Raw genomic sequence first — 21,493 nt, 5'->3', positions numbered from 1 at the left:
ACGTTTTTTTGTCTCACTCAGAACTCATTTGCTGGCTACTACTTAGAATGAAAAAATGAACTCTTATACGGCGAATATATGAAAAATCATATTTTTATGAATGAGCGAGACGTCCCGGTCCACACCCCTCCCCGTACCTCAAGGAGGCGCCTCCGCTTGGAGAACACCCTCCGTCCATTTGTGAATCAGGAACCTATCAAAGCATCTTTTTGCTTCAGAAAAGGGTCAAAAAGAAGTGTTAACATCCTGTGAATTGAGTCGGGATGAAGGAAGGTAGAGATGGCGCTTGCAACATGGATGCTGGCTGAAGGGCCACCGGTCGAGAGGGAAGTCCGTATCCATGGTCATCTCATGCATTGTCTCGTCGCCGGTTCTGGTCCTTCCCTCTTGCTCATCCATGGTCTTCTGGGATCGGCTGAAGCCTGGGTCCCCTGCCTGCCGCGGCTTGCAGAAGACTCTACGGTTTATGCCGTGGACACCTTAAACATCGGGCGATCTGACCGGGTCAGTGGACTGGACGCCAGCCTCTCGGCGCAGGCCGACCGGATGGCGCGCTTTATGGGGCAGGCAGGCATACATCGGGCCGATGTTCTTGGCACCTCCCATGGAGGTGCCATTGCTCTGATGCTGGCTGCTCGGCATCCGGAGTTGGTGCGGAGCCTTTTGCTTCATGCCCCAGCCAACCCTTTTTCTAATATTGCAGACCCCCTGCTGCACTTTTACCGGACGCCTCTTGGGCGCTGGTTTGCCCATCAGCTCCCGTATCTTCCGACAGGACTTCAGGAACTGGCATTGGGACGCATGTACGGCAACAGGAAGCATCCTGTTCGCGACGAAGTCCTGGAGCTATACATGCGATCGCTGAAGGTGCTCGGCACGATCGATCATGTACTGAACATTCTGGAATGCTGGTTTGATGATATGCACCAGTTAAAAGCAGCACTGAAACAAATCCGTGAGATTCCAGTCCAGCTCATCTGGGGAACGCGAGATCGTGCTGTCAGCATGGCATCAGGAAAGGTCCTCAAGAAGAACCTGCCACAAGCGGAAATGGCCATCCTACCCGGAGTGGGCCATCTGCCGTTTGAAGAGGCTCCGGGCGCATTCGCGGAGGTGGTCAACACTTTTCTGCGTAAGCTTGACCGCAGCGAGGCGCGCCCAGGACCCCAACTTGTGCGTAGCTAAGAACGCTTCTTCCAGAGCTCAGGATTCACGTCGGGAAAGATGTTGTCACGCTCCTCAATCTCTTTCAGACGCTTTTCTGTTTCCGGCCTCAATCCACCAGTTGCGGCAAACTCATTCCATGCCTTTTCCACGGCATGGAATTGATTGACATGCGTCTGAAAACGCATTTCCGCATAATCGCGGGCGGCCTCGGTGGTAATCAAGAACTGCCAGTCTGAAGACTCCAGCAGCAACAGTTCACGGCAAAGCTGTTTCATGATTCGCTCACCGGTACCCCCATCTTGCCAGCGGCCCTCCGTTGCCAGCTCGCGTACCCGGGTCTCGGCGGGATAAATGTGCGTCCAGGTCCAGGCGGTATCGGGATTCAGCCAAACCTCATTGGTACCGTTCTTGCCCCAAGACCCTTCCTGGAGCGCCAGATATCCCGACGGTGGCTCCACGTCCAGATACTCACCGCAGGATGTCAGCGCAATCGGCACCTCTTCTTTTGCCATGATCCGTGCTACCTGCTCCAGCCACAATGGTCCTTCATACCACCAATGCCCAAACAGCTCTGCATCAAAGGGGGAAGCCAGAATTGGCGTACGTTCATTCCCGAAGCTTTCTTTCAGCGCATCGTAGACCACGCCCACAAAGTGGCTGGCATGGTCCAGAGTGCGCGCCGCCGCTCGCTCCGGATAGTAGGGGGTCTTGGCTCCCAGATCTACTTTGGGGTGGGTCACCTGCCAGTAGCGATGCCCTCCGGGCCAGCGCTTCTTATGAAAGTCCAGATAATGGCTGTCTCCCGGATATCCCATTTCCCCGCTCCAGACCTGAACACCGGTCTTGGGATCGCGCGGAAAGACGGCCACCGGATGCTGGTGGGCATGGGGTCCATCTACAAAATAGGGCTGATAAAACCCCCGACTGCCATTCTCCACAAACTCGGCTGCTGCTGCGACTCCCACAGGACCACCGCCTTTTAACTCATAAGGGGTAAATTTCACCGATCCTTCAATCAGGTGGGAATCTACAAAGAAATACTGGATCCCTCCCTCGGCCAGCGCCTCTTCTACCCCAATCCGCTCAAAAGGGGGCCAGAGCGCCCCGCCTGCCGGAGCAACAGGGGCCTGCCATCGGCCAGCCGGACGATACCCGCACTCTGGCGCCCAGATACCACGCGGCTTTTTCCCGAAATATTTTTCATGCGTTTCCACGGCCGTTTTCACCTGAGCCGTGATGCTTTCATCCGTGCCCAGAAGAGGAAAATATCCGTGTGTCGCTGCGCAGGTCATCACCTCAATCTGGCCGGAATCGTTGAAATGACGGAAGCCTTTAAGAATGTCTCGGCCCAGGTCCTCAAAGTCCTTCAGGTCCTGCTCAAAGAACTCCAGCCAGTAACGCGCGGTCTGAGCAAAGTGCCTTTCGCCGTTTTGCCTGAAATATACTTCGTCTTCACAGGCGGAGAGAATTTTTCGCTTCAAATATTCTGGGAACTCTTTTTTGAAAGTGGGATGCGCCAGTTGCTCCAGCAGGACAGGAGTGATGTTGATATTGCATTTCAGCGCCAGTCCATCGGCTTCCAGGCGGCGAAAAACCCGCAACAAAGGCAGGTAAGTCTCAGCAGCCGCCTCCAGCAGCCACTCCAGACCATGCGGCCAGGTCCCGTGATGAACCACGTAAGGCAGGTGCGCGTGAAGAGTGAACGTCATGTAGCCCTGTGGACGGCCTGTCTTCATAAAATTTTTCCTTTCAGTTTTGAAACTGCATGAAAAATGGACGGTTGCTTAGGAAGACGCGCGCTACTGGCTGACGGTTGTTTTTGGCTGCAATTTCTACCACTTTGCAAAAGTCTACTATGAAAGGATGAGTACGGTGTTTGATTCGGGTGCATCCGCAGGCGTAGTCCATTACCAGGAGGCCATCGAAATCATTCGGGACCAGGCAGAGCTGCTGCGGCGAAGCCAACCGGCGAAAGAGGAGGTCCCGCTGCTTGATTCCCTGGGCCGGGTGCTGGCCTCCCCCATCCTGGCCGATCGTGATCAGCCCCCATTTCCGCGCTCCACACGGGATGGATATGCCTGCATCGCTGCCGATCTTGTTTCCCGCAGACCACTCCGGATCCTTGGCCAGTTGCGGGCTGGCGAGACCTGGCAAGGGCCGCCTGTCCGCTCCGGGGAGGCCATTGAAATCATGACAGGAGCCCCTGTTCCTGACGGGGCTGATTGTGTGGTCATGGTAGAACACACCCTCCTTGACGGGTCCCACATCAGACTGGCCGGCGACCGCACTCCCCATCCCGGGGAAAATATCGTCCTTGCCGGCGCTGAGGCAAAAGCTGGTGCCGTCATCGTTCCTGCCGGAACACGACTTGCTCCTCCTCAGATTGCAGCCGCAGCCGCCTGCGGATACTCCCGCATTTCCGTTTTCCAGAAACCGCGTGTCGCCGTGCTTGCCACGGGCGACGAACTGGTTTCCATCCAAGACATACCGCTGACCCATCAGATACGCAACTCCAATAGCGAGTCTTTGGCGGCACAGATCCGACTTGCCGGTGCTGATCCCATCGTGCTTCCCCCAGCCCGAGACCATCTGGGTTCCATTGCAGATTCCATCCGTAGCGTTGAAGGCTGCGGTTTGCTTCTGCTCTCCGGCGGAGTCTCGATGGGCAAGTATGATCTCGTCGAGCAGGTACTTGATTCTTTAGGCGCGAAGTTCTTTTTTACCGGAGCAAAAATTCAGCCCGGACGGCCTGTCGTCTTTGGACATCTTCCCAGCCTGTATTTCTTCGGATTACCGGGCAATCCTGTTTCCACTCTGGTCACTTTTTCCCTGTTCGTCTCACCGCTGCTGGCCGCTCTCAGTGGAGAAGCCGCAGGAGGTCCTCGGTTTGCGCTTGCGCGCGTGGCCCATGAAGCCCGGTGCACATCGTCTGTCACCCGTTTTCTCCCCGCGCAGGTGAATGATTCCATCGAAGGAGCAAGTGTCACAATCGTTCCCTGGCAAGGCTCCGGAGACTTGGCCAGCACCGCCTCCGCGAATGCTTTTGCCGTTCTTCCCGACGTGGATGAAGCACTACCCGCAGGGTCGCTGATTTCGGTGCTTCTGCTGTGAAGGAAAGTCAACCAGAAGGTGGAGGGAAAAAACCATCTTTTGAACCAAGACGCAGGTCGTTCAGTTGCCTATTCTAAGAATGTCTCTTGATAACACAACCTCCTGAACCCCGGTTTTCCGCAGAAGCCGGGGCTTTCTTTTTAATGCCGGACCAGTTGCACCATATACATCACAGAAAGCGCGGAAACAATCACCGCGGTGATCCAGGCGGCCGCGTTGAACCAGCGGGAATTGACATGGCTGCCCATGAGATCTCTGCGATTGATCAACAGCAGCATGAAAACGATCACGATCGGGAGCAGTAGTCCATTCAGTGTTTGCGAAAAGATGGAAAACTGCACGAGCGGGAAGTCCGGAATCAGAACGACAGCCGCGCCGCCTGCAATCAACAGCGTATAAAGCCAGTAGAAAAAAGGCGCCTGCCGAAAGCGCTTGTCCACACCAGACTCAAAACCAAGTCCTTCGCATACGGTATAGGCTGTGGAAAGCGGCAGCACGGAAGCGGCAAAGAACGAGGCATTAAACAGACCAAAGGCAAACAGCAGAAAAGCATACTGGCCGGCCAGTGGCTTCATGGCTTCCGCCGCGTCGGCAGGCATGGCAATGCTTCCCATTCCATGGGCCCAAAGCGTGGCCGCGCAGGCCACAATAATGAACCAGGCGACCACATCCGTAAAAATTGAGCCGACAATCACATCCAGGCGCGTGGCCGCATATTTCTTAATACTGACTCCCTTTTCGACAATGGATGACTGGAGATAAAACTGCATCCAGGGGGCGATGGTTGTACCGATGACCCCAATTACCATGTAGACATAATCGTGCTGCGCCCATACTCCGCGCTGCGGCAGTTTTACTGTCGCCACAATCGCCTCGCGCCAGCTCGGCCCGGAAAGCACACCGGTAATAATGTAGGCGATGTAAAAGACTGAGGCCGCAAGGAAGACCTTCTCCACACTCTTGTAATCTCCACGGACCGCCAGGAGCCATACCAGCACCGCGCACACAGGAACTGAGATGTACTTGGAAAGATGAAAGAGCTGGAGGCTTCCTGCAATGCCCGCAAACTCGCCGATGATGTTCCCGAAGTTCACAATCACCAGCAGCAGCATGACAAGAAACGTCATACGCAGCCCGAACTCTTCGCGAATCAGGTCGCTCAGTCCTTTGCCCGTGACCACGCCCATGCGCGCGCACATCTCCTGCACGATAATCAACGCCAGCGTGATGGGAATGATGGTCCAGAGTAACGAATATCCGAACTGCGCTCCGGCCTGGGAATAGGTAAGGATGCCGTTGGGATCATTGTCCACATTGGCTGTAATAAATCCTGGTCCCAGCACAGCAAGGAACAGAAATATCCGGGTTCTCCAGCGTCGCAGCATAACTTCAGAGATCAGATTTTGAGCAAACAGTGTCAGGTTATTGTGATTGAAAGGACGAGCAGTTAAGAATTCTCATTCAGTTTTACAACAGATGAGATGCTTTTTCCGAAGGCAAGACCGGTAAAGTCCGTGCTGCGTGTTGCCGCCCTTGATTTCTCCGCTTGCGCCTTCCGCTTCAGGAGCACAGGCGGCCGCGCCTGTGCGCGGGTGGCTGCCGGAAGGCAATCTATGTTACTCTTATTCAAGACACTTAGGAAGTGTATCCGAACTGAATTTACAGGAGTAAACGCACACCCGTGCTGGCACCGCAAAAGAAATCTGAAATCATCTCGCGCTTCCGCACTCACGACTCCGATACTGGCAGTCCTGAGGTGCAGATCGCAATCCTGAGCGAGCGAATCGGCGAGCTTACCCAACACTTCAAGACCCACGCGAAAGACCATGCTTCGCGCCGTGGCCTTCTGATGCTGGTGAGCAAGCGCCGCCGCCTGCTTGATTATCTAAAGAAGCACGATTCCGACCGCTACCGGGACGTCATCGGGAAGCTGGGCATTCGCAAGTAGACACCTTGTCTCCTACGCGCACGCGACGGGAACCCTGTTCAGGATTGGAGAGCGCTGGCCATACCAAAGGCTGGCGTGTATCCATGTTCACGGGGTTTTCTGCCCCAACTGCAAAGATGGACACCGGCCATCACACGGCGATGGCAGATGACGTGTCCAGCCTGATGCTCCTACCCGCCCCGGCTCCCGCCATGATCCAAGAAATGAGGAAAATATGAAACAAGAAGTCACAGTTGAGCTTGCAGGTGGCAAGCGGCTGACTTTTGAAACGGGCCGCATGGCCAAGCAGGCCTCCGGCGCAGCGCTGGTCACTCAGGGTGACAGCGTTGTTCTGGCCACGGCCGTGTCCGCCCCCGATGTGAAGGAAGGAATTGATTTCTTTCCTCTTACCGTAGACTACCGCGAATATGCCTATGCTGGTGGACGTATCCCCGGCGGCTTTATCAAGCGCGAAGGCCGCCCCAGTGAGCGCGAAATCCTCACCAGCCGCCTGATTGACCGCCCCATCCGCCCCCTTTTTCCTGAAGGCTTCCGCAATGAAACACAGGTCATCGCTCTGGTTTTCTCAGCGGACAAGGAAAACGATCCGGACATTGTCGCCATCAACGCTGCGGGCGCTTCCCTGGCGCTGTCGGACATTCCCTTCAACGGTCCCATCGGAGCTGTCCGCGTAGGACAGGTGAATGGCGAATTCATCGTCAATCCGTCTTACTCTGAACGCCGCGACAGCTCCATTAATATCGTTGTCGTTGGTACCAAAGACGGCATCGTGATGATTGAGAGCGGCTCCAGCGAAGTAACCGAAGAGGTCGTGGTCAACGCCATCGAGTTCGGCCATGCGGAAATCAAGAAGATCGTGGCCGCCATCGAAGACCTGGCTTCCAGAGCCGGAAAGCCGAAGCGCGCTTTTACAGCTCCGGAATTTGACTCGGCCTACTATGAAGCGCTGAAAGCAAAGGTGGGCGAACGCCTGAAGGATGCGCTTGATACTAAGACCCATCCCAAGAATGAAAGCTACGCACTCATCAAGCAGATCAAGGACGAGTTGGCGGCTGAAATTTCTGCGGGCGAAAATGCAGAAGCGGAAAAGAAGAAGCTCACCCACTACTATGAGATTCTGCGTGAGCGCCTCTTTCGCGAACAGGTCACCCGCGAACGCATCCGTCCTGACCGCCGCGCCTTTGATGAGATCCGCCCCATCACCATTGAAGTCGGCGTCCTGCCTCGCACGCACGGATCGGCGCTCTTCACCCGCGGCGAAACCCAGGCGCTGGTTACCGCGACGCTGGGCACAGGCGAAGACCTGCAGCGCGTAGAAACGTTTGAGGGCGAACAGAAGAAGCGCTTCATGCTGCACTACAACTTTCCGCCCTTTTCTGTCGGCGAAGTCGGACGCATGACCGGAGTAGGGCGCCGCGAAATCGGGCACGGAGCGCTGGCTGAACGCGCCATCGCTGCGGTCCTTCCCGATGAGGCGGAATCCCCTTATGCTCTGCGCGTGGTCTCTGACATTCTGGAATCCAACGGCTCTTCTTCCATGGCCTCCGTATGCGGCGCAAGCCTTGCGCTAATGGATGCCGGCATTCCACTGAAGGCCGCCGTTGCCGGTGTGGCCATGGGGCTTGTCAAGGAAGGTGATGACTATGCCATTCTGACCGACATTGCCGGGGCCGAAGACCATTATGGCGACATGGATTTCAAAGTTGCCGGAACCCGCAAGGGCATTACCGCGCTCCAGATGGACATCAAGATCAGCGGTATCACGGGTCAAATCATGCGTGAGGCGCTCGAACAGGCCCGTCGTGGCCGCCTCTTCCTGCTCGATACCATGGATGCTGTCCTCAGTGGCCCGCGCACGGAGAAATCAAAGTTTGCCCCGCAGATCCGCACTCTGCAGATTCCTCCGGACAAGATCCGCGACCTTATCGGACCGGGTGGCAAAACCATCCGTAGCATCATTGATGCCACTGCCGCCAAGATCGATGTGGACGACTCAGGCCGGGTCAATGTGGCCTCGCCCGACGTCGAGAGCCTGGAAAAGGCCCTGGCCATGATTAACGATCTGACTGCCGTGCCGGAGGTGGGAAAAACCTACCTGGGCAAAGTTGTCCGCCTGGCCGAGTTCGGCGCATTTGTAGAAATTTTTCCTGGCACCGACGGCCTGCTGCATATCAGCGAGATCGCCGAGCACCGCGTGAAAGATGTCAAGGACGAGTTGCGCGAAGGAGACCAGGTCCTGGTTAAGGTTTTGGGTATCGAAGGCAATCGAATCAAGCTTTCCCGCAAGGCCCTGCTCAAGGAGCATCGTGCCAAGCTGGCCCAGGCCGCTGAAGCGCAACCGGGCCAGGTGAATGAGATTGCTGCATCGGAGGAGCGCCAGCCCGCTTCCAATGCCAGCACCATTACCATTGAAGGCGGAGAGGACATCGATGACTTCGATGACGAGGCGGAAGAGGGCGAGGAAGTCAACTTCAACCGGGCCGATGAGTCTGCTGTCCACTCCGGAGGCGGAGATCGCCGTCCCGGAGGAGGTGGCAACCGGCGTCGTCGTGGACGCCGCCGTCCCGGTGGCGGCGGAAACCGCAGGCCTCAGTAAGCGCCATCTGTTAAAAAAGGCTGTGCTTTGGCACAGCCTTCATTTTTTCTGTTGCATGGTCCCCTGCTTCATACGATAGTTATTCCGTGGAAATGCAGCAGGAAATTCCCGAAGCCCCGCCACCACCGCATGGCATTCATCGAGTTTTTATCGGAGCTGATGGACTTCGCGCAGGATGGAGCGCCCTTCTCTTTGTCCTGATCCTCACCCTACTCATCGTCAGTGCTGGTTTTTTGCTTCACTCTTTTGTGCACTCCCATCCAGACCTGAAGGCCCCGCTGAATTATTTGCTTGGTCTTTTCCAGAATGTCTTGGAATTCGTCCTGATCTTCATTGCAACTGCGGTCATGGCAGCCATTGAACATCGCCCGATTCGCATCTATGGATATGCCGGGAGCGCAAAGCTGGCCCGCTTCTTGTGGGGAATTTTCTGGGGATTCATCGCCATTTCATTCCTGGTAGGGACTCTGTGGAAATTGCGCCTGATTGCGTTTGATGGCTTCAACCTTCACGGACCCAGGATATGGAAGTATGCTGCGGCATGGGCTGTTGTTTTTTTCTTTGTGGGATTGGCTGAGGAGTCCCTGTTGCGTGGTTACCTACAATATACGCTTACGCGGGGCCTTGGCTTCTGGTGGGCCGCCCTGCTGCTTTCCGTGCTTTTCGGCCTCCTGCATGGGCACAATCCAGGAGAGTCCCCGGTCGGGCTTTTCTCGGCCGGCGCTGTGGGCCTGGTTTTTTGCCTGAGCCTCTGGTACACAGGCTCTCTCTGGTGGGCCATCGGTTTTCATGCCGCATGGGACTGGGGGCAGAGCTATTTCTATGGCACCGCTGATAGCGGTACAACCGTGTACGGACACCTGTTCACCGAGCATCCCGTGGGAGCGCTGCTGTGGAGCGGGGGCCCCACAGGCCCTGAAGGCAGCCTGTTGATCTTTCCTCTGCTTGTCTTGATGGCGTTGGCCATGTGGTTGTGGTGGGGCCGAGCTGCTCGCCCTCAAGGGGCGACAGCCGGGGCCAGTAGCCAGCCCCCCTTGCCTCATTTTTGAGAAAAAGAGGAAGCGTTCGGCATACAATCAGGGAAAGCCGTCCGGAGGAAAGCGTATGGACCGCAGACAATTCCTCACCACAGCGGCCGCCAGCTTCAGTGCGACCTGCCTTGATCCAACCACGGCCCTCCCCCAGCCCGTCGAGATTCCTGTCCTCACACGTAAATTCAAGGCGACGGACATAGTGGTCCTCGGCAAAACCGGAATCCGTACCAGCCGTCTGGCGATGGGTACAGGCACAATCGGCTATGGCGGATCATCAAACCAAACGCGAAATGGCAGCGCCACCCGCCTTCTTCTGAATGGCTACAACAATGGCCTGCTCTTCTTCGACACCGCTGACTCCTATGGCAGCCATCCCTATGTCGCCGAGGCGCTGCAGCATATTCCGCGAGAAAAAGTCACTGTGATGACCAAGTGCGACTCACGCGATCCAAAGGCGGCCCGGGCTGATCTTTACCGCTTTCTCAAGGAGCTGAAGACTGACTACATTGATATTTGCCTTATCCACTGCGTAACAGAAGATGACTGGACCGAGCGCTATCGGGGCGTCATGGATGTTTTTTCAGAGGCCAAGGAAAAAGGCATCATCCGCCATCACGGCGTTTCCTGCCATTCCATCGGGGCGCTTCGCGCCGCAGCGAAATCTCCATGGGTGGAAATCGACCTGGTCCGGCTGAACCCCGTAGGTGCGTATATGGATGCTGATCCGCATACCGTCATGGGCGTCATCCAGGAAATGCGCACGCAGGGAAAAGGAATTGTCGGCATGAAGATTCTTGGCCAGGGTGCCATGCGCACCCGGCAGGATGAGGCCCTTCGTTTTGCTCTGGGCACTGGAGTATTGGATGCCTTCACGATTGGAGCAGAAAACATTGAGGAGCAAGAAGACCTGATCCGTCGCATCGCAGCCGCATAGTTTGATTGCCAGTGTCAGGATCTTTTAAGAGGTGTAGGGGATGACCGTGACCAACCTCTTACGCCTGGAAGACGGCTGATGAGGTTTTAAGGACCATGCCCATAACCTTCTTATATTGAAGAATTTACAAATTTTATGTGGAGTCTTCCCCCTTCCACACAAAGGCGTCCGGTTGTGGTAGCCCGATGTGCGCCAAAACACGGGACACAAACTGCTTTGCCATCACGGTCGAATCCACTGGATGATTGTAGAAGGTAGGAATCACAGGAAAAATGGTCGCTCCGGCATCGGCTGCCAGCGACATGTTCCGCAGGTGGACCTTGTTGAGAGGTGTCTCTCTCACACAGAGCACCAGAGGGCGTCGCTCCTTGAGGCAGACATCCGCCGCGCGTTCGATCAGGCCCTGTGCCAGACCATTGGCAATGCCTGCCAGGGTCCCCATGCTGCAAGGCAGGATAATCATTCCCTGTGAGGGATAGCTCCCGCTGGCAATCGGCGCGCCTACGTCAGACTCAGGATGCTGCTGGATCTTGACCGGGGGCCGTCCCAGCAGTTTTTCAGCGAGTCCATTGCGTCCGCTGATTTTAAGCTCTTCGGCCATGACCCGCAGCGCACTTTCTGAAACTACAAGGTGTATCCGTGACACACGGGAATCCATATCCAGTGCCCGCAAAAGATGCTGCCCAAAGATGGAACCACTGGCCCCGGTAATGGCGACGGTTAGGTTAAGTGGAGAATGCATCATGGAATGACTGCCTGTTCCATCTTAAGCGAATCACGTAGCACTGGCAGTTCGCGGCTTGTTCCACATGCGCCTGACAAAGCGCGCCAGCCAGCGAACGGTGATGACGGCCATGATGAGAAAGAAGACCGCAATGCCTGCGGCAAGGTATGGATGGCGCGTCGCCAGCCAGGTAACGCCAATTGCAGCCACGTCCTCACCTGTGCTGAGCGCTATATTTGATACCGGCTCCGGGCTTGGAGTCACGGCAGCGCGCACGGCCGTCTTCGATCCGTGAGAGACAATGGCTATCCCTGCGCCGGCAATGGCCGCAAGTAGCTGCATCTCTGGCGAAAGCTGCTCACTGGCGCGATAAGCAAGAAGCGCGGCGACGGGGACGCGCACAAAGGTATGGAGCGCATTCCAGATCATGTCAAAGCCGGGAATTTTGTCCGCAAAGAACTCTATGACGAACATCGCACCGCTTACGCCGATGATCCACCAGTGGCTCAGAACATCGAGGCCAGCTGGAAGTGCAATCCAATGAACATGAGCAAGCAGACCCAGTGTGAGGAGTGTGGCATATACATTCAGCCCGGCAGCAAAGCTGGCCGCAATGATAAGAGCGGCGATTGTGGTCGGCGTAAAAGACATGGCTCACCTCGATGCGGTACAGCTTGATGGATACTTCTGACCATTCACCACGACCCAGCCGTTGTCAGCACCTCGATGCGTAGCGCAATGTACATCATGGATTCCGGCAACAAAGCGCCCGCGGGAAGGAAAGAACGCCTGTCCATATGCAAAGACCTGGGCATTCACAGGAGCCGTCACCATACCGTCCAGATCGTCGTTCGTTACCACCTCGACCAAATGAGTGCTACCGTCAGGAAACTGGACACGGAGGGGTAGGACCTCATGACTGCCATGACGCCCCCCTCGCTGCGTGCGGGAAGAACTGACGGTGATACCGCACACCATCACGTTGTCCACGGCATGGGACTGGCCGGCGCTCAGCAAGTCACCGAGCTTCTGGTTGACCTGCGGGGTACAGCTCTGCGGCACAGATACATCCCTTTGCGCATTTGCGCCTGACGCAACCAGGCTGACGACAAAGAGAAAAGCGATGTACAGGAATGGTTTGCACATGCGTTTGAGCATAGTACCTTAGCTGGCGGATGTTAAGTGATCCATCATTTTCACCACTGCTGCTCCGTTCACAGAATCATGGTAAACGGCAGCCAATGCTTCGTTCACCTCGTCCAGAGAGAAAACCGTGGTGCGAGGACGGATACCGATTTCAGCCGCAAGTTTTATAAAATCCTGTGCGTCCTGCCGGGTCATGTTCGTCACGCTGCGTAACTGGCGCTCGCCCCATAACAGCGTGTCGTAGTCGAATTGCGGTATGCGGTCGAGGTGTATGGCATTAATCGCAACAATTCCACCTTTGCGAAGAGAGCGCAGCGCCGCAATGACCACGTCTCCACTGGGAGCAAAGGTCACGGCACGGTCCAGCGGCACCGGCGGCCTTTCCATCGCTTCTCCGACCCAGGACGCACCAAGCTCACGGGCCAGTTGCTGGTGCGAGGCCCCGCGGGTTGCAACAAAGATCTCGCATCGCCAATGCTTCAGGACTTCGATGGCCAGATGTGCGGATGCACCGAAGCCAAAAAGTCCGACACGGTCTTGCCGTTCTACACCAGCAACGCGCAGACTGCGGAAGCCAATGATTCCAGCACAAAGCAAAGGAGCAAGGTCAATGGCAGAGACGCTTTCCGGCAGAGGAATGCAAAAATCTGCGCGCGCAATGGCGTATTCGGCGAATCCGCCGTTCACGCTGTAACCGGTAAAGACCGGATTGTCGCAGAGGTTTTCCAACCCCTTACGGCAAAGAAGGCATGTTCCGTCAGTTCCACCGATCCAGGAAACTCCGGCACGTGCACCTTTTTTCCAACTGGTTACGCCATGGCCAACTGCTTCCACGCGGCCTACGATCTGGTGCCCAGGCGTAACGGCAGGCAATGGTGGGGGCAATTCACCGGAGATAAGATGCAGATCTGTGCGGCAGACACCACACGCCTCCACTTTCAACAGAACTTCTCCATCGGATGGCTGCGGCAAAGGGAGATCTTCGATACGAAGCGGTTTTTCCTCAACTCGGCCAGTACGACGAAGAACAGCAGCTCGCATACAGATTCTGATGCGACGATTTTACAGTGATCTGCCTGGCAGTTGCCTGATGGCAACGGTATCGCTTCTTTCAGCAGTAGGCCGTATGCCACGCTGCATTTCAATCCGTGCCGGACAATGACTCATTACAATGGGTCTGTAGCTACGAGGCAATCGTCTTGAAACCACTTCCCTTTCGTTCCATGACATTGGCTGGCATCATGAGCGGTACTTCCGCAGATGGAATCGATGTTGCATTTGTGCATATTGGCCCCCAAAAAGACAGGCTCAAGATTGAACTGATCGCGCATGAATCGTCTCCCTACTCTAAAACACTGCGCACAGCCGTGTTGGCGGCCATGGATGCAAGGTCCATCTCTGCGGCAGAGTTGGCCCGGCTGAACTGGCGTCTGGGAATCGCGTATGCTGAAGCGGTCCGAAAAACCTGGGACCTGCATCCTTGCAAACTGGACCTGATTGGTTGCCATGGACAGACCATCTACCATCAGGGCAAACCGGCCTTGTACGCCGGTAAGAAATTTTCCTGTACCTGGCAGCTCGGCGAAGCCGCACTGATTGCTGCCACAATGCGTCTTCCTGTGGTGAGTAATTTCCGCCCCGCGGACATGGCAGCAGGAGGACAGGCTGCGCCCCTGGTGCCGCTGCTGGATTTCGTATGGTTTTCCGATACAAAACGCGCGCGCGTTTTGCAGAACATTGGCGGCATCGCAAATCTGACGCTCGTTCCTCCATCATCCGGGATCGACAAACTTCTGGCCTTCGACACCGGCCCTGGAAACATGGTGATCGATGCACTGACCGAGCAGCAATTCCATCGGCCTTTTGACCAAAATGGGAGAATTGCTGCACGGGGACGTGTGCTTGGAAAGGTAGTGGACCGGGTGCTTCAACAATCCTTTTTTCAGGCAAGGCCTCCAAAGTCTGCTGGACGTGAGGAGTTTGGGGCAGCCTTTACCTCCAGCTTTCTGCGGGCATGTAAAAAAGCGGGCGGATCGAGCGAAGACGCTGTCGCTACAGCCACGGCGCTCACCGCACAAAGCATTGCTCTTGCCTTTGAACGTTTTGTGCGTCCAAGCCTCTCACGCAGCGCTCCGGTGGACTATATTGTTTCCGGCGGCGGGGCAAAGAACCCTGTTCTGATGCGAATGCTGCGCGAGAGGTTGGGGCCTTTTGGCTGTACTTTGCATGATTCCACTGCTTTGGGCCTGCCCGTGGAAGCCAAGGAGGCAGCGGCATTTGCTCTGCTTGCCTACTACACCTGGCACAGAAAGCCGGCCAATGTGCCCTCTGCAACCGGAGCAAAACATCTGGCGATTCTGGGGCAGATTACCTATGCCTGAACGATTTGCCATGCTGGTACTTGCGCTCCTTTTTTTTATTTCCGGCTGCAACCGGTACCATGCAACAGGAAACATCGTGACCGTGCTGATTGAAAGCAGCCCAACCAACCTTGATCCGCGGATTGGCGTAGACGCCCAGTCAGAACGCATTGACTCGCTCCTATTTGATGCGCTGGTGCGCCGCGATCATCATTTCAATCTGCAACCCTGGCTGGCAGAAAAATGGGAGACTCCTAACCCACTGACTTATGTCTTCCATCTGCGCAAAGATGTGCGTTTTCACAATGGCCACCCTCTTACTTCAACAGATGTAAAGTACACCTTAGATTCCATCCTTCAGGGAATGGTCATCAGCGTAAAAGCGAATGCCTATCAGGCCATCGACCGCGTGGAAACACCCGACCCGCTCACTGTAGTCATTTACCTGAAGAAGCCGGACCCTGCGCTGCTGTGGAACCTGAGCGATGGCGGATTTGGCGTTGTGCCTGCAGGCAGCGGACGCGATTTCTGGAAGCACCCCATCGGCAGCGGCCCCTTTGAGTTCGTCAGCCAGGAACAGGACAAAGAAGTCGTCCTCCAACGCGCACCACATTCCTGGCAACCACAACCCTCTATCGAAAGGGTGCGCTTCGCCGTTGTTCCGGATGCTACCACCCGCGCTTTGGAATTACAGAAAGGTTCCGCAGACGCAGCCATGAATGCCCTGCCCGCCGATACGGTCTATGCGCTCCGGCGTGAGCGCAATCTGGAGATCGACTCCGGACCTGGGACCACACTGATGTATCTCATTTTCAATACGCGCGACCCCATTCTGCGCGATGGTCGCGTGCGGAGGGCCATTGCACTGGCCATCAACCGCCCGCTGCTGATTCACTCTTTGTACCGTGACCAGGCGCGACTCGCCGAAAGCGTACTGCCCCCGGAGCACTGGGCCTGGAACGGAAATGTAGAAGCACACAAGTATGACCTGGCAGCGGCAAACCGACTGCTCGACAATGCCGGATATCCACGCCAGCGCAACGGTTTCCGCTTTCACATTGGCTTGAAGACTTCTACCGATGAAGGAAGCCGCCTGCTCGCCATGGCCATCCAGCAACAGCTTTCGCAGGCAGGAATTGCAGTGGACCTTCGCAGCTATGAATTTGCCACATTTTACTCCGACATCAGCCGCGGCATCTTCCAGATAGCGCCCTCACGCTGGATCGGAGGAAATGAAGCTCCAGACATCTTTCGTTACTCTTTCGCAACGGCGAGTTTTCCTCCACATGGAGCCAACCGAGGCTTCTATACGAATCCCGAACTCGACCGTTTGCTTGAAGACGCGGCTTCCGACACAGACCAACAAAGACAGAAGGCAGACTATGACCGAGTACAGGAGATTCTGGCCAGCGATCTGCCTACTCTCAACCTCTGGTATCTGGATACAGTTCTGGTCCACAGCCGGAGGCTGCAAAATATTCATTTGTCGCCTTCAGGCAATTATGATTTTTTGCGCGATGCGACAGTAAAGGAATAAAAAGGGAGAGCATGAAAGCGCTATTACTTTCGGAGTACAAGAAGCTGGAGATCACCGACCTCCCCCGCCCCTCGCCTGGTCCAGACGAAGTCCTGATAAAAATCGCGGCCTGCGGCATCTGCGGAAGCGATGTGCATGGATATGATGGCTCTTCTGGACGCCGCATCCCGCCGCTTGTGATGGGGCATGAGGCCGCCGGCGTCATTGCAGAAACAGGGAAAAATGTTACCGGCTTCAAACCAGGCGACCGCGTGACCTTCGATTCTACCGTGTATTGCGGAAGCTGCGCTTACTGCCAGCGTGGAGAGGTAAACCTGTGTGACAACCGGCAGGTGGTGGGTGTTTCCTGCGGTGACTATTGCCGCAACGGGGCCTTTGCAGAATACCTCGCAGTACCCCAGCGGATTCTGTACCATCTGCCGGACGCACTCTCATTTCCCGAGGCCGCGATGCTGGAGGCGGTCTCGGTCGCACTTCATGCAGTCCGGCTGGCGCAGCTCCAAGGTGGAGAAACTGTGCGCGTCATCGGGGCTGGCATGATCGGACTCCTCACATTGCAGGCCGCCCGAGCACTGGGCGCATCACGACTCACAGTCGTCGACATCGATGAAACCCGCCTGAAGCTGGCCAGAGAAATGGGTGCCGACGAAGCCCTCCTCTCTGGTCCGGACGAAAAGCTGGCCCCAGAAGATGACGTCGTGCTTGAAGCAGTGGGCCGCAGTGAAACGATCGCAGCAGCGATTGATAGCGTGCGCAAAGGTGGCACTGTCGTTCTCATTGGAAACATCACACCGCAGGTCATGCTTCCTTTACAGAAAGTTGTTTCTCGTCAGGTAAGGCTTCAGGGATCAGCGGCCTCCGCCGGAGAATATCCAGAAGCCATTGCATTCGTGACCAGCGGAAAAATTCGTGTCCGGCCTCTGATTACAGCCGTCGCCCCCCTGGAAGAAGGCCCGCAGTGGTTCTCTCGCCTTTATGCCCGAGAACCAAACCTGATGAAGGTTGTCCTCACACCAAAGCCGGTGAGCGAGGTGGCGCTGTGAGTGAATTATTTGATCTCACCGGACAGACCGCCATCGTTACCGGCACCAGCCGCGGTCTGGGCCAATATTTTGCCCGCGCACTGGCGAACGCGGGCGCCGATCTCGTAATTACCAGCCGCAGACGCGACTCGCTGGTTGAGTTTGAGTCTGAGATGAGATCCCTGGGACGACGCGTTCTTTCTCTTGAACTTGATGTACGCGATCACACCAGCATCGAGCGCATGGCAAAAGAGGCGATTGCCGCTTTTGGGCAGATCCACATCCTTGTGAACAATGCAGGATGCAATGTGCGTAAGCCCGCGCTCGACGTCACCTGGGACGACTGGAACCTGGTGCTTGACACCAATCTGCGCGGCAGCTTTTTTGTAGCCCAGGCCGTTGCGCGCAACATGGTCCAGCATGGCTATGGCCGCATCATTAATATCGGATCGGTAACAAGTGTTGCTGGATACGCTGGTCTTGCGCCTTATACTGCCAGCCGTGGCGGAATTCGCCAACTGACGATGAGCCTGGCCGATGACTGGGGCAAATATGGCGTAACGGTCAACTGCCTTGCTCCAGGATGGTTTGAAACCGCGCAGAACCGGGTGCTGTATGAAGATTCCGAGTGGGTGGAATATCTTAAAGACCGCATTCCGCTGAAGCGTCCCGGCGCACCCCATGACCTGGATGGTGCGATCGTTTTTCTTGCCTCTGAATCAAGCCGTTATATCACTGGACAGACCCTGCTCGTAGACGGGGGTATTTCCACCGGCGCCGTGCGCGCTACTGTTTCCGCAAAGGACAAACCATGAACAAGGCACAAAAGATGGCGATATGGTGCGGTCTGCTGGTCGCGAGTCTGGCTGTTGCTTTCGCACAGACCAGCAAAGAACTGCGCGTCTACTTTGTAGACGTAGAAGGCGGACAATCCACGCTCTTTGTCACTCCTTCCGGTCAATCACTTCTGATTGATACCGGATGGCCCGGCCATGCCGGGCGTGATGCCGACCGCATCGTCGCCGCTGCGAAGAAGGCCGGCATCAGCAGAATTGATTATGTCCTGATTACGCATTACCACGAAGACCATGTGGGAGGGGTGCCCCAACTGGCGGCCCGCATTCCGATTGGTACATTCATTGATCACGGCCCAAACTATGAAACATCGGATAAGGCCACCGTTGAGGGTTATGCGGCATATCAGAAGCTGCTTGCTTCAGGAAAATACAAGCATATTGTTCCAAGGCCGGGAGACGTTCTCCCTATAAAAGGCATGAAAGTTCTCGTCATCAGCTCCAATGGCAATCTGCTGGACCATCCCTTGCCGGGCGGCGGAGAACAGAACCCTTATTGCAAGATCTCAGAGACCCGCCCTACCGATACAACCGAAAACTCGCACTCGCTGGGTGTGCTTATCACTTTCGGGAAGACTCGCATTCTTGATCTCGGCGACCTTACCTGGGACAAAGAGATGCAACTGATGTGCCCCATGAATCGGCTGGGGCATGTCCCCATCCTCATCGTCTCCCATCACGGCTGGTATCAAAGCTCCAGCCCCGCGCTGGTAGATGCGATTCATCCGCAGATTGCCATCATGGACAACGGGGCGACCAAAGGGGGGTCCAAACCCATACTTGAAACTTTCAGGAAAGTCTCTGGTCTGGAGACCCTTTGGCAGCTACATTCTTCCGATGAAGGCGGTGCTGATAATACATCTGAGCCTTACATTGCGAATCCGTCTGGCCCGGACTCCGGCTATGGCCTTGAGCTAACTGTTGCACCCGATGGGAGCTTTTCCGTCCTGAATCTACGGACGGGCAAACAATATTCATACCCGAGCAAGGCAAACGAATGAAGACTCCAAAATTGAAAGTAGGGCTTTGCGGAATAGGCCTTGCAGCATACTGGGACCAATTTGCAGGGCTTCGAGAGAGATTAGAGGGATATGTCCACTCCGTTGCCGGCCGTCTGGCCGCGCAGAAGGATACGGAGATCATCCATCTTGGTCTGATTGACAGCACAGCACGTGCACGAGAGGCAGGACATGCCTTTCGTCGCGCCGATATTGATCTTCTTTTCCTCTACGTTACAACTTATGCCCTTTCGAGCACTGTTTTGCCCCTGGTCCAGAAGGCTGGTGTCCCCGTCATTGTCTTGAATCTCCAGCCGGATGCGGCCATCGACTACATTTCCTTCAACCAGATGAAGGACCGCACTGCTATGACGGGTGAATGGCTTGCCTGGTGCTCATCCTGCCCTGTACCGGAGATCGCTAACGTGCTGGTCCGCGCCAAAATCCCTTTTCATCAAGTGGTCGGACTTCTGCAGGACACCGATACATGGCGGGAGATCGAGGAGTGGCTGACGGCAGCCAGGATCCGGGCTTCACTGGAAAACAACCGCCTTGGACTTATGGGACATTACTACTCAGGAATGCTGGACATCATGACGGATGTCACGCAGCTCTGCATTACTTTTGGCGGCGATGTAGAAATTCTCGAAGTGGATGAGTTGAGTGCCTTGCGGGAACAGGTAGCAGAAAACGCTGTTCGAACCTGCATCTCTGATTTCCATGCCCATTTTGAAGTTCAGCCAGATTGCCCTGCGGAAGAACTGCATCGCGCAGCGCGGACTTCAGTAGCACTTGACCATTTCGTCGCAAAGCACCAGCTCACTTCACTGGCTTACTACTACAAAGGCACAGGGGTTCCTGCAAATGAGGACACCATGAGCTCCATCATCCTGGGAACGTCGCTGTTGACTGCCCGTCATGTTCCTGTTGCAGGTGAATACGAGGTAAAAAATGTCATTGCCATGAAGATGCTGGACGCAATGGATGCAGGCGGTTCTTTTACCGAATACTATGCCGTTGACTATAAAGAAGATGTTGTCCTGATGGGACACGATGGGCCTGGTCACATCGCCATTTCCCAAGGCAGGACCAAAGTACGACCTTTGCAGGTATATCACGGGAAGGTAGGCCGAGGCCTTTCCGTCGAGATGTCAGTAAAATATGGCCCGGTGACATTGCTTTCCGTCGTTGAGGACCCTAGTGGCGGCTTTCAACTGCTTACCGCCGAGGGTGAGTCTGTCCCCGGGGCGGTCCTGGAAATTGGAAACACCAATAGTCGCTATCACTTTCCCATCGGGGCCAGGAAATTCCTCGCAGAGTGGAACGCACACGGGCCGGCCCACCATTGCGCTGTCGGAACAGGCCATGTTACTCCTGTTTTGAAAAAACTGGCATTCCTGCTCGGGATTGGTTTGCATCAGGTCTGCTGAGCGGAGCGGAGCAGGTAATCACGGACTGCTTCATCGGAAATCTGCTGAAAATCGCGATAGAAAAATCCAACAGCGGGAAAGTGCTCTGTGACTTTTAGGATGATGACCTGATCGGCAAGAGTTGAAAGATCGCGCAGGGCCTGGAACGGGGCAACTGGGGCGGCAACAAGTATCTTTTTTGCCCCTGCCGCGCGCAGCACCTGAATCGCAGCCATCATACTTGCGCCTGTCGCAATGCCATCATCTACGACCAGTACAGTCTTGCCTTGCAAATGAATTTGTGGTCGGACATCCTGAAAGATCTGCTCCCGGCGGCACAGCTCAGCCTCTTCAGCAGTAATCCTTTCCACCAGCTGTTCCTGAGTCAGACCCAGCCTCTGGATGAGCTGCTGGTCAAGCACCCGGATGCCACCTGGCGCGACCGCCCCCATGGCCAGTTCCGGTTGTCCGGGAGCACCCAGCTTGCGCACAAGCAGCACATCCAACGGAAGATGCAATTCTTTCGCAATCTCAAAGGCCACCGGGACGCCGCCTCGCAGCAGTCCTGTGACCACTCCAATTTGATGGTTTGCATACTCCTGCAGCCGATCTGCCAGGCGTTTTCCCGCATCGCTTCTGTTCCGGAAGATCAT

19 protein-coding genes are annotated in these 21,493 nt (G+C 55.7%); 12 read left to right on the top strand and 7 right to left on the bottom strand.

What is annotated here, in order from left to right; genetic code table 11:
- Positions 1-279 precede the first annotated feature (279 nt).
- Positions 280-1,185: an alpha/beta fold hydrolase gene (locus tag N655_RS18910; protein WP_049961423.1), complete on the top strand. Its 906-nt coding sequence runs from the start codon at positions 280-282 to the stop codon at positions 1,183-1,185.
- Here N655_RS18910 and N655_RS0112850 read toward each other — a convergent pair.
- Positions 1,182-2,903, bottom strand: coding sequence for a glycoside hydrolase family 57 protein (locus tag N655_RS0112850; protein WP_026443309.1), 1,722 nt, complete (start codon positions 2,901-2,903; stop codon positions 1,182-1,184). The two genes, N655_RS18910 and N655_RS0112850, sit on opposite strands and share 4 nt — an antisense overlap.
- A gap of 127 nt (positions 2,904-3,030) precedes the next feature.
- Between N655_RS0112850 and N655_RS0112845 the strand changes: the two genes are divergently transcribed.
- Positions 3,031-4,278 carry a molybdopterin molybdotransferase MoeA gene (locus tag N655_RS0112845; RefSeq protein ID WP_049961422.1) on the top strand — a complete coding sequence of 416 codons (1,248 nt, stop codon included), beginning with the start codon at positions 3,031-3,033 and terminating at the stop codon, positions 4,276-4,278.
- A gap of 140 nt (positions 4,279-4,418) precedes the next feature.
- Here the strand turns inward: N655_RS0112845 and N655_RS0112840 are convergent, their stop codons facing one another.
- The gene (locus N655_RS0112840) at positions 4,419-5,663 is read right to left on the bottom strand and encodes an NRAMP family divalent metal transporter (protein ID WP_026443307.1); all 1,245 of its coding nucleotides are present in this window, start codon (positions 5,661-5,663) and stop codon (positions 4,419-4,421) included.
- 296 nt (positions 5,664-5,959) lie between these two features.
- Here N655_RS0112840 and rpsO point away from each other — a divergent pair, with 296 nt between their 5' ends.
- The 4 genes from rpsO (at position 5,960) to N655_RS0112810 (ending at position 10,790) form a co-directional block, all read left to right on the top strand.
- Entirely contained in the window at positions 5,960-6,226 is a 267-nt protein-coding gene (rpsO, locus tag N655_RS0112830) for a 30S ribosomal protein S15 (protein WP_026443306.1), read from the top strand.
- A 214-nt stretch (positions 6,227-6,440) separates the two neighbouring features.
- On the top strand, positions 6,441-8,822 hold the full coding sequence (pnp, locus tag N655_RS0112820) for a polyribonucleotide nucleotidyltransferase (RefSeq protein WP_026443305.1): 2,382 nt from the start codon (positions 6,441-6,443) through the stop codon (positions 8,820-8,822).
- Between the two features lie 92 nt (positions 8,823-8,914).
- A complete protein-coding gene (locus tag N655_RS18905; RefSeq protein ID WP_044934654.1) occupies positions 8,915-9,871 on the top strand; it encodes a CPBP family intramembrane glutamic endopeptidase in 957 nt (318 codons plus the stop codon).
- Between the two features lie 55 nt (positions 9,872-9,926).
- On the top strand, positions 9,927-10,790 hold the full coding sequence (locus tag N655_RS0112810) for an aldo/keto reductase (protein WP_026443304.1): 864 nt from the start codon (positions 9,927-9,929) through the stop codon (positions 10,788-10,790).
- Positions 10,791-10,923: 133 nt separating this feature from the next.
- On the opposite strand, the gene N655_RS18900 is transcribed toward N655_RS0112810, so the two are convergent.
- Genes N655_RS18900 through N655_RS0112785 form a run of 4 tightly spaced genes read right to left on the bottom strand, consistent with a single transcriptional unit; the run spans position 10,924 to position 13,701 of the window.
- The gene (locus N655_RS18900) at positions 10,924-11,532 is read right to left on the bottom strand and encodes a UbiX family flavin prenyltransferase (protein WP_044935906.1); all 609 of its coding nucleotides are present in this window, start codon (positions 11,530-11,532) and stop codon (positions 10,924-10,926) included.
- Positions 11,533-11,565: 33 nt separating this feature from the next.
- Entirely contained in the window at positions 11,566-12,165 is a 600-nt protein-coding gene (locus tag N655_RS18895) for a DUF4126 domain-containing protein (protein ID WP_044934651.1), read from the bottom strand.
- Positions 12,166-12,168: 3 nt separating this feature from the next.
- Positions 12,169-12,672, bottom strand: a complete 504-nt coding sequence (locus N655_RS0112790; RefSeq protein ID WP_026443303.1) for a hypothetical protein — start codon at positions 12,670-12,672, stop codon at positions 12,169-12,171.
- Positions 12,673-12,678: 6 nt separating this feature from the next.
- A complete protein-coding gene (locus N655_RS0112785; RefSeq protein ID WP_026443302.1) occupies positions 12,679-13,701 on the bottom strand; it encodes a zinc-dependent alcohol dehydrogenase family protein in 1,023 nt (340 codons plus the stop codon).
- 200 nt (positions 13,702-13,901) lie between these two features.
- Here N655_RS0112785 and N655_RS0112780 point away from each other — a divergent pair, with 200 nt between their 5' ends.
- From N655_RS0112780 to N655_RS0112755, 6 genes are read left to right on the top strand one after another with little or no spacing between them, the layout of a single operon-like run.
- On the top strand, positions 13,902-15,041 hold the full coding sequence (locus N655_RS0112780; protein WP_238324724.1) for an anhydro-N-acetylmuramic acid kinase: 1,140 nt from the start codon (positions 13,902-13,904) through the stop codon (positions 15,039-15,041).
- Complete coding sequence (locus tag N655_RS0112775) at positions 15,034-16,557, top strand: ABC transporter substrate-binding protein (RefSeq protein ID WP_026443300.1); 1,524 nt, start codon at positions 15,034-15,036, stop codon at positions 16,555-16,557. The genes N655_RS0112780 and N655_RS0112775 overlap by 8 nt, the downstream gene beginning before the upstream one ends.
- An 11-nt stretch (positions 16,558-16,568) precedes the next feature.
- Entirely contained in the window at positions 16,569-17,600 is a 1,032-nt protein-coding gene (locus N655_RS0112770) for a galactitol-1-phosphate 5-dehydrogenase (protein WP_026443299.1), read from the top strand.
- The gene (locus N655_RS0112765; protein WP_026443298.1) at positions 17,597-18,394 is read left to right on the top strand and encodes an SDR family NAD(P)-dependent oxidoreductase; all 798 of its coding nucleotides are present in this window, start codon (positions 17,597-17,599) and stop codon (positions 18,392-18,394) included. The genes N655_RS0112770 and N655_RS0112765 overlap by 4 nt, the downstream gene beginning before the upstream one ends.
- Positions 18,391-19,434 (top strand): ComEC/Rec2 family competence protein, encoded by a 1,044-nt coding sequence (locus N655_RS0112760; protein WP_238324723.1) that lies wholly within the window; start codon positions 18,391-18,393, stop codon positions 19,432-19,434. Before N655_RS0112765 ends, N655_RS0112760 begins: the two co-directional genes overlap by 4 nt.
- Positions 19,431-20,861, top strand: coding sequence for an arabinose isomerase (locus N655_RS0112755; protein WP_026443296.1), 1,431 nt, complete (start codon positions 19,431-19,433; stop codon positions 20,859-20,861). Before N655_RS0112760 ends, N655_RS0112755 begins: the two co-directional genes overlap by 4 nt.
- On the opposite strand, the gene N655_RS0112750 is transcribed toward N655_RS0112755, so the two are convergent.
- Positions 20,849-21,493 carry a phosphoribosyltransferase gene (locus N655_RS0112750; protein WP_026443295.1) on the bottom strand — a complete coding sequence of 215 codons (645 nt, stop codon included), beginning with the start codon at positions 21,491-21,493 and terminating at the stop codon, positions 20,849-20,851. The two genes, N655_RS0112755 and N655_RS0112750, sit on opposite strands and share 13 nt — an antisense overlap.

Source organism: Pseudacidobacterium ailaaui, from assembly GCF_000688455.1.
Classification (GTDB): domain Bacteria; phylum Acidobacteriota; class Terriglobia; order Terriglobales; family Acidobacteriaceae; genus Pseudacidobacterium; species Pseudacidobacterium ailaaui.
The sequence above is the reverse complement of the archived record's forward strand: the minus strand, read 5'-3'. Positions and strand labels throughout refer to the sequence as shown.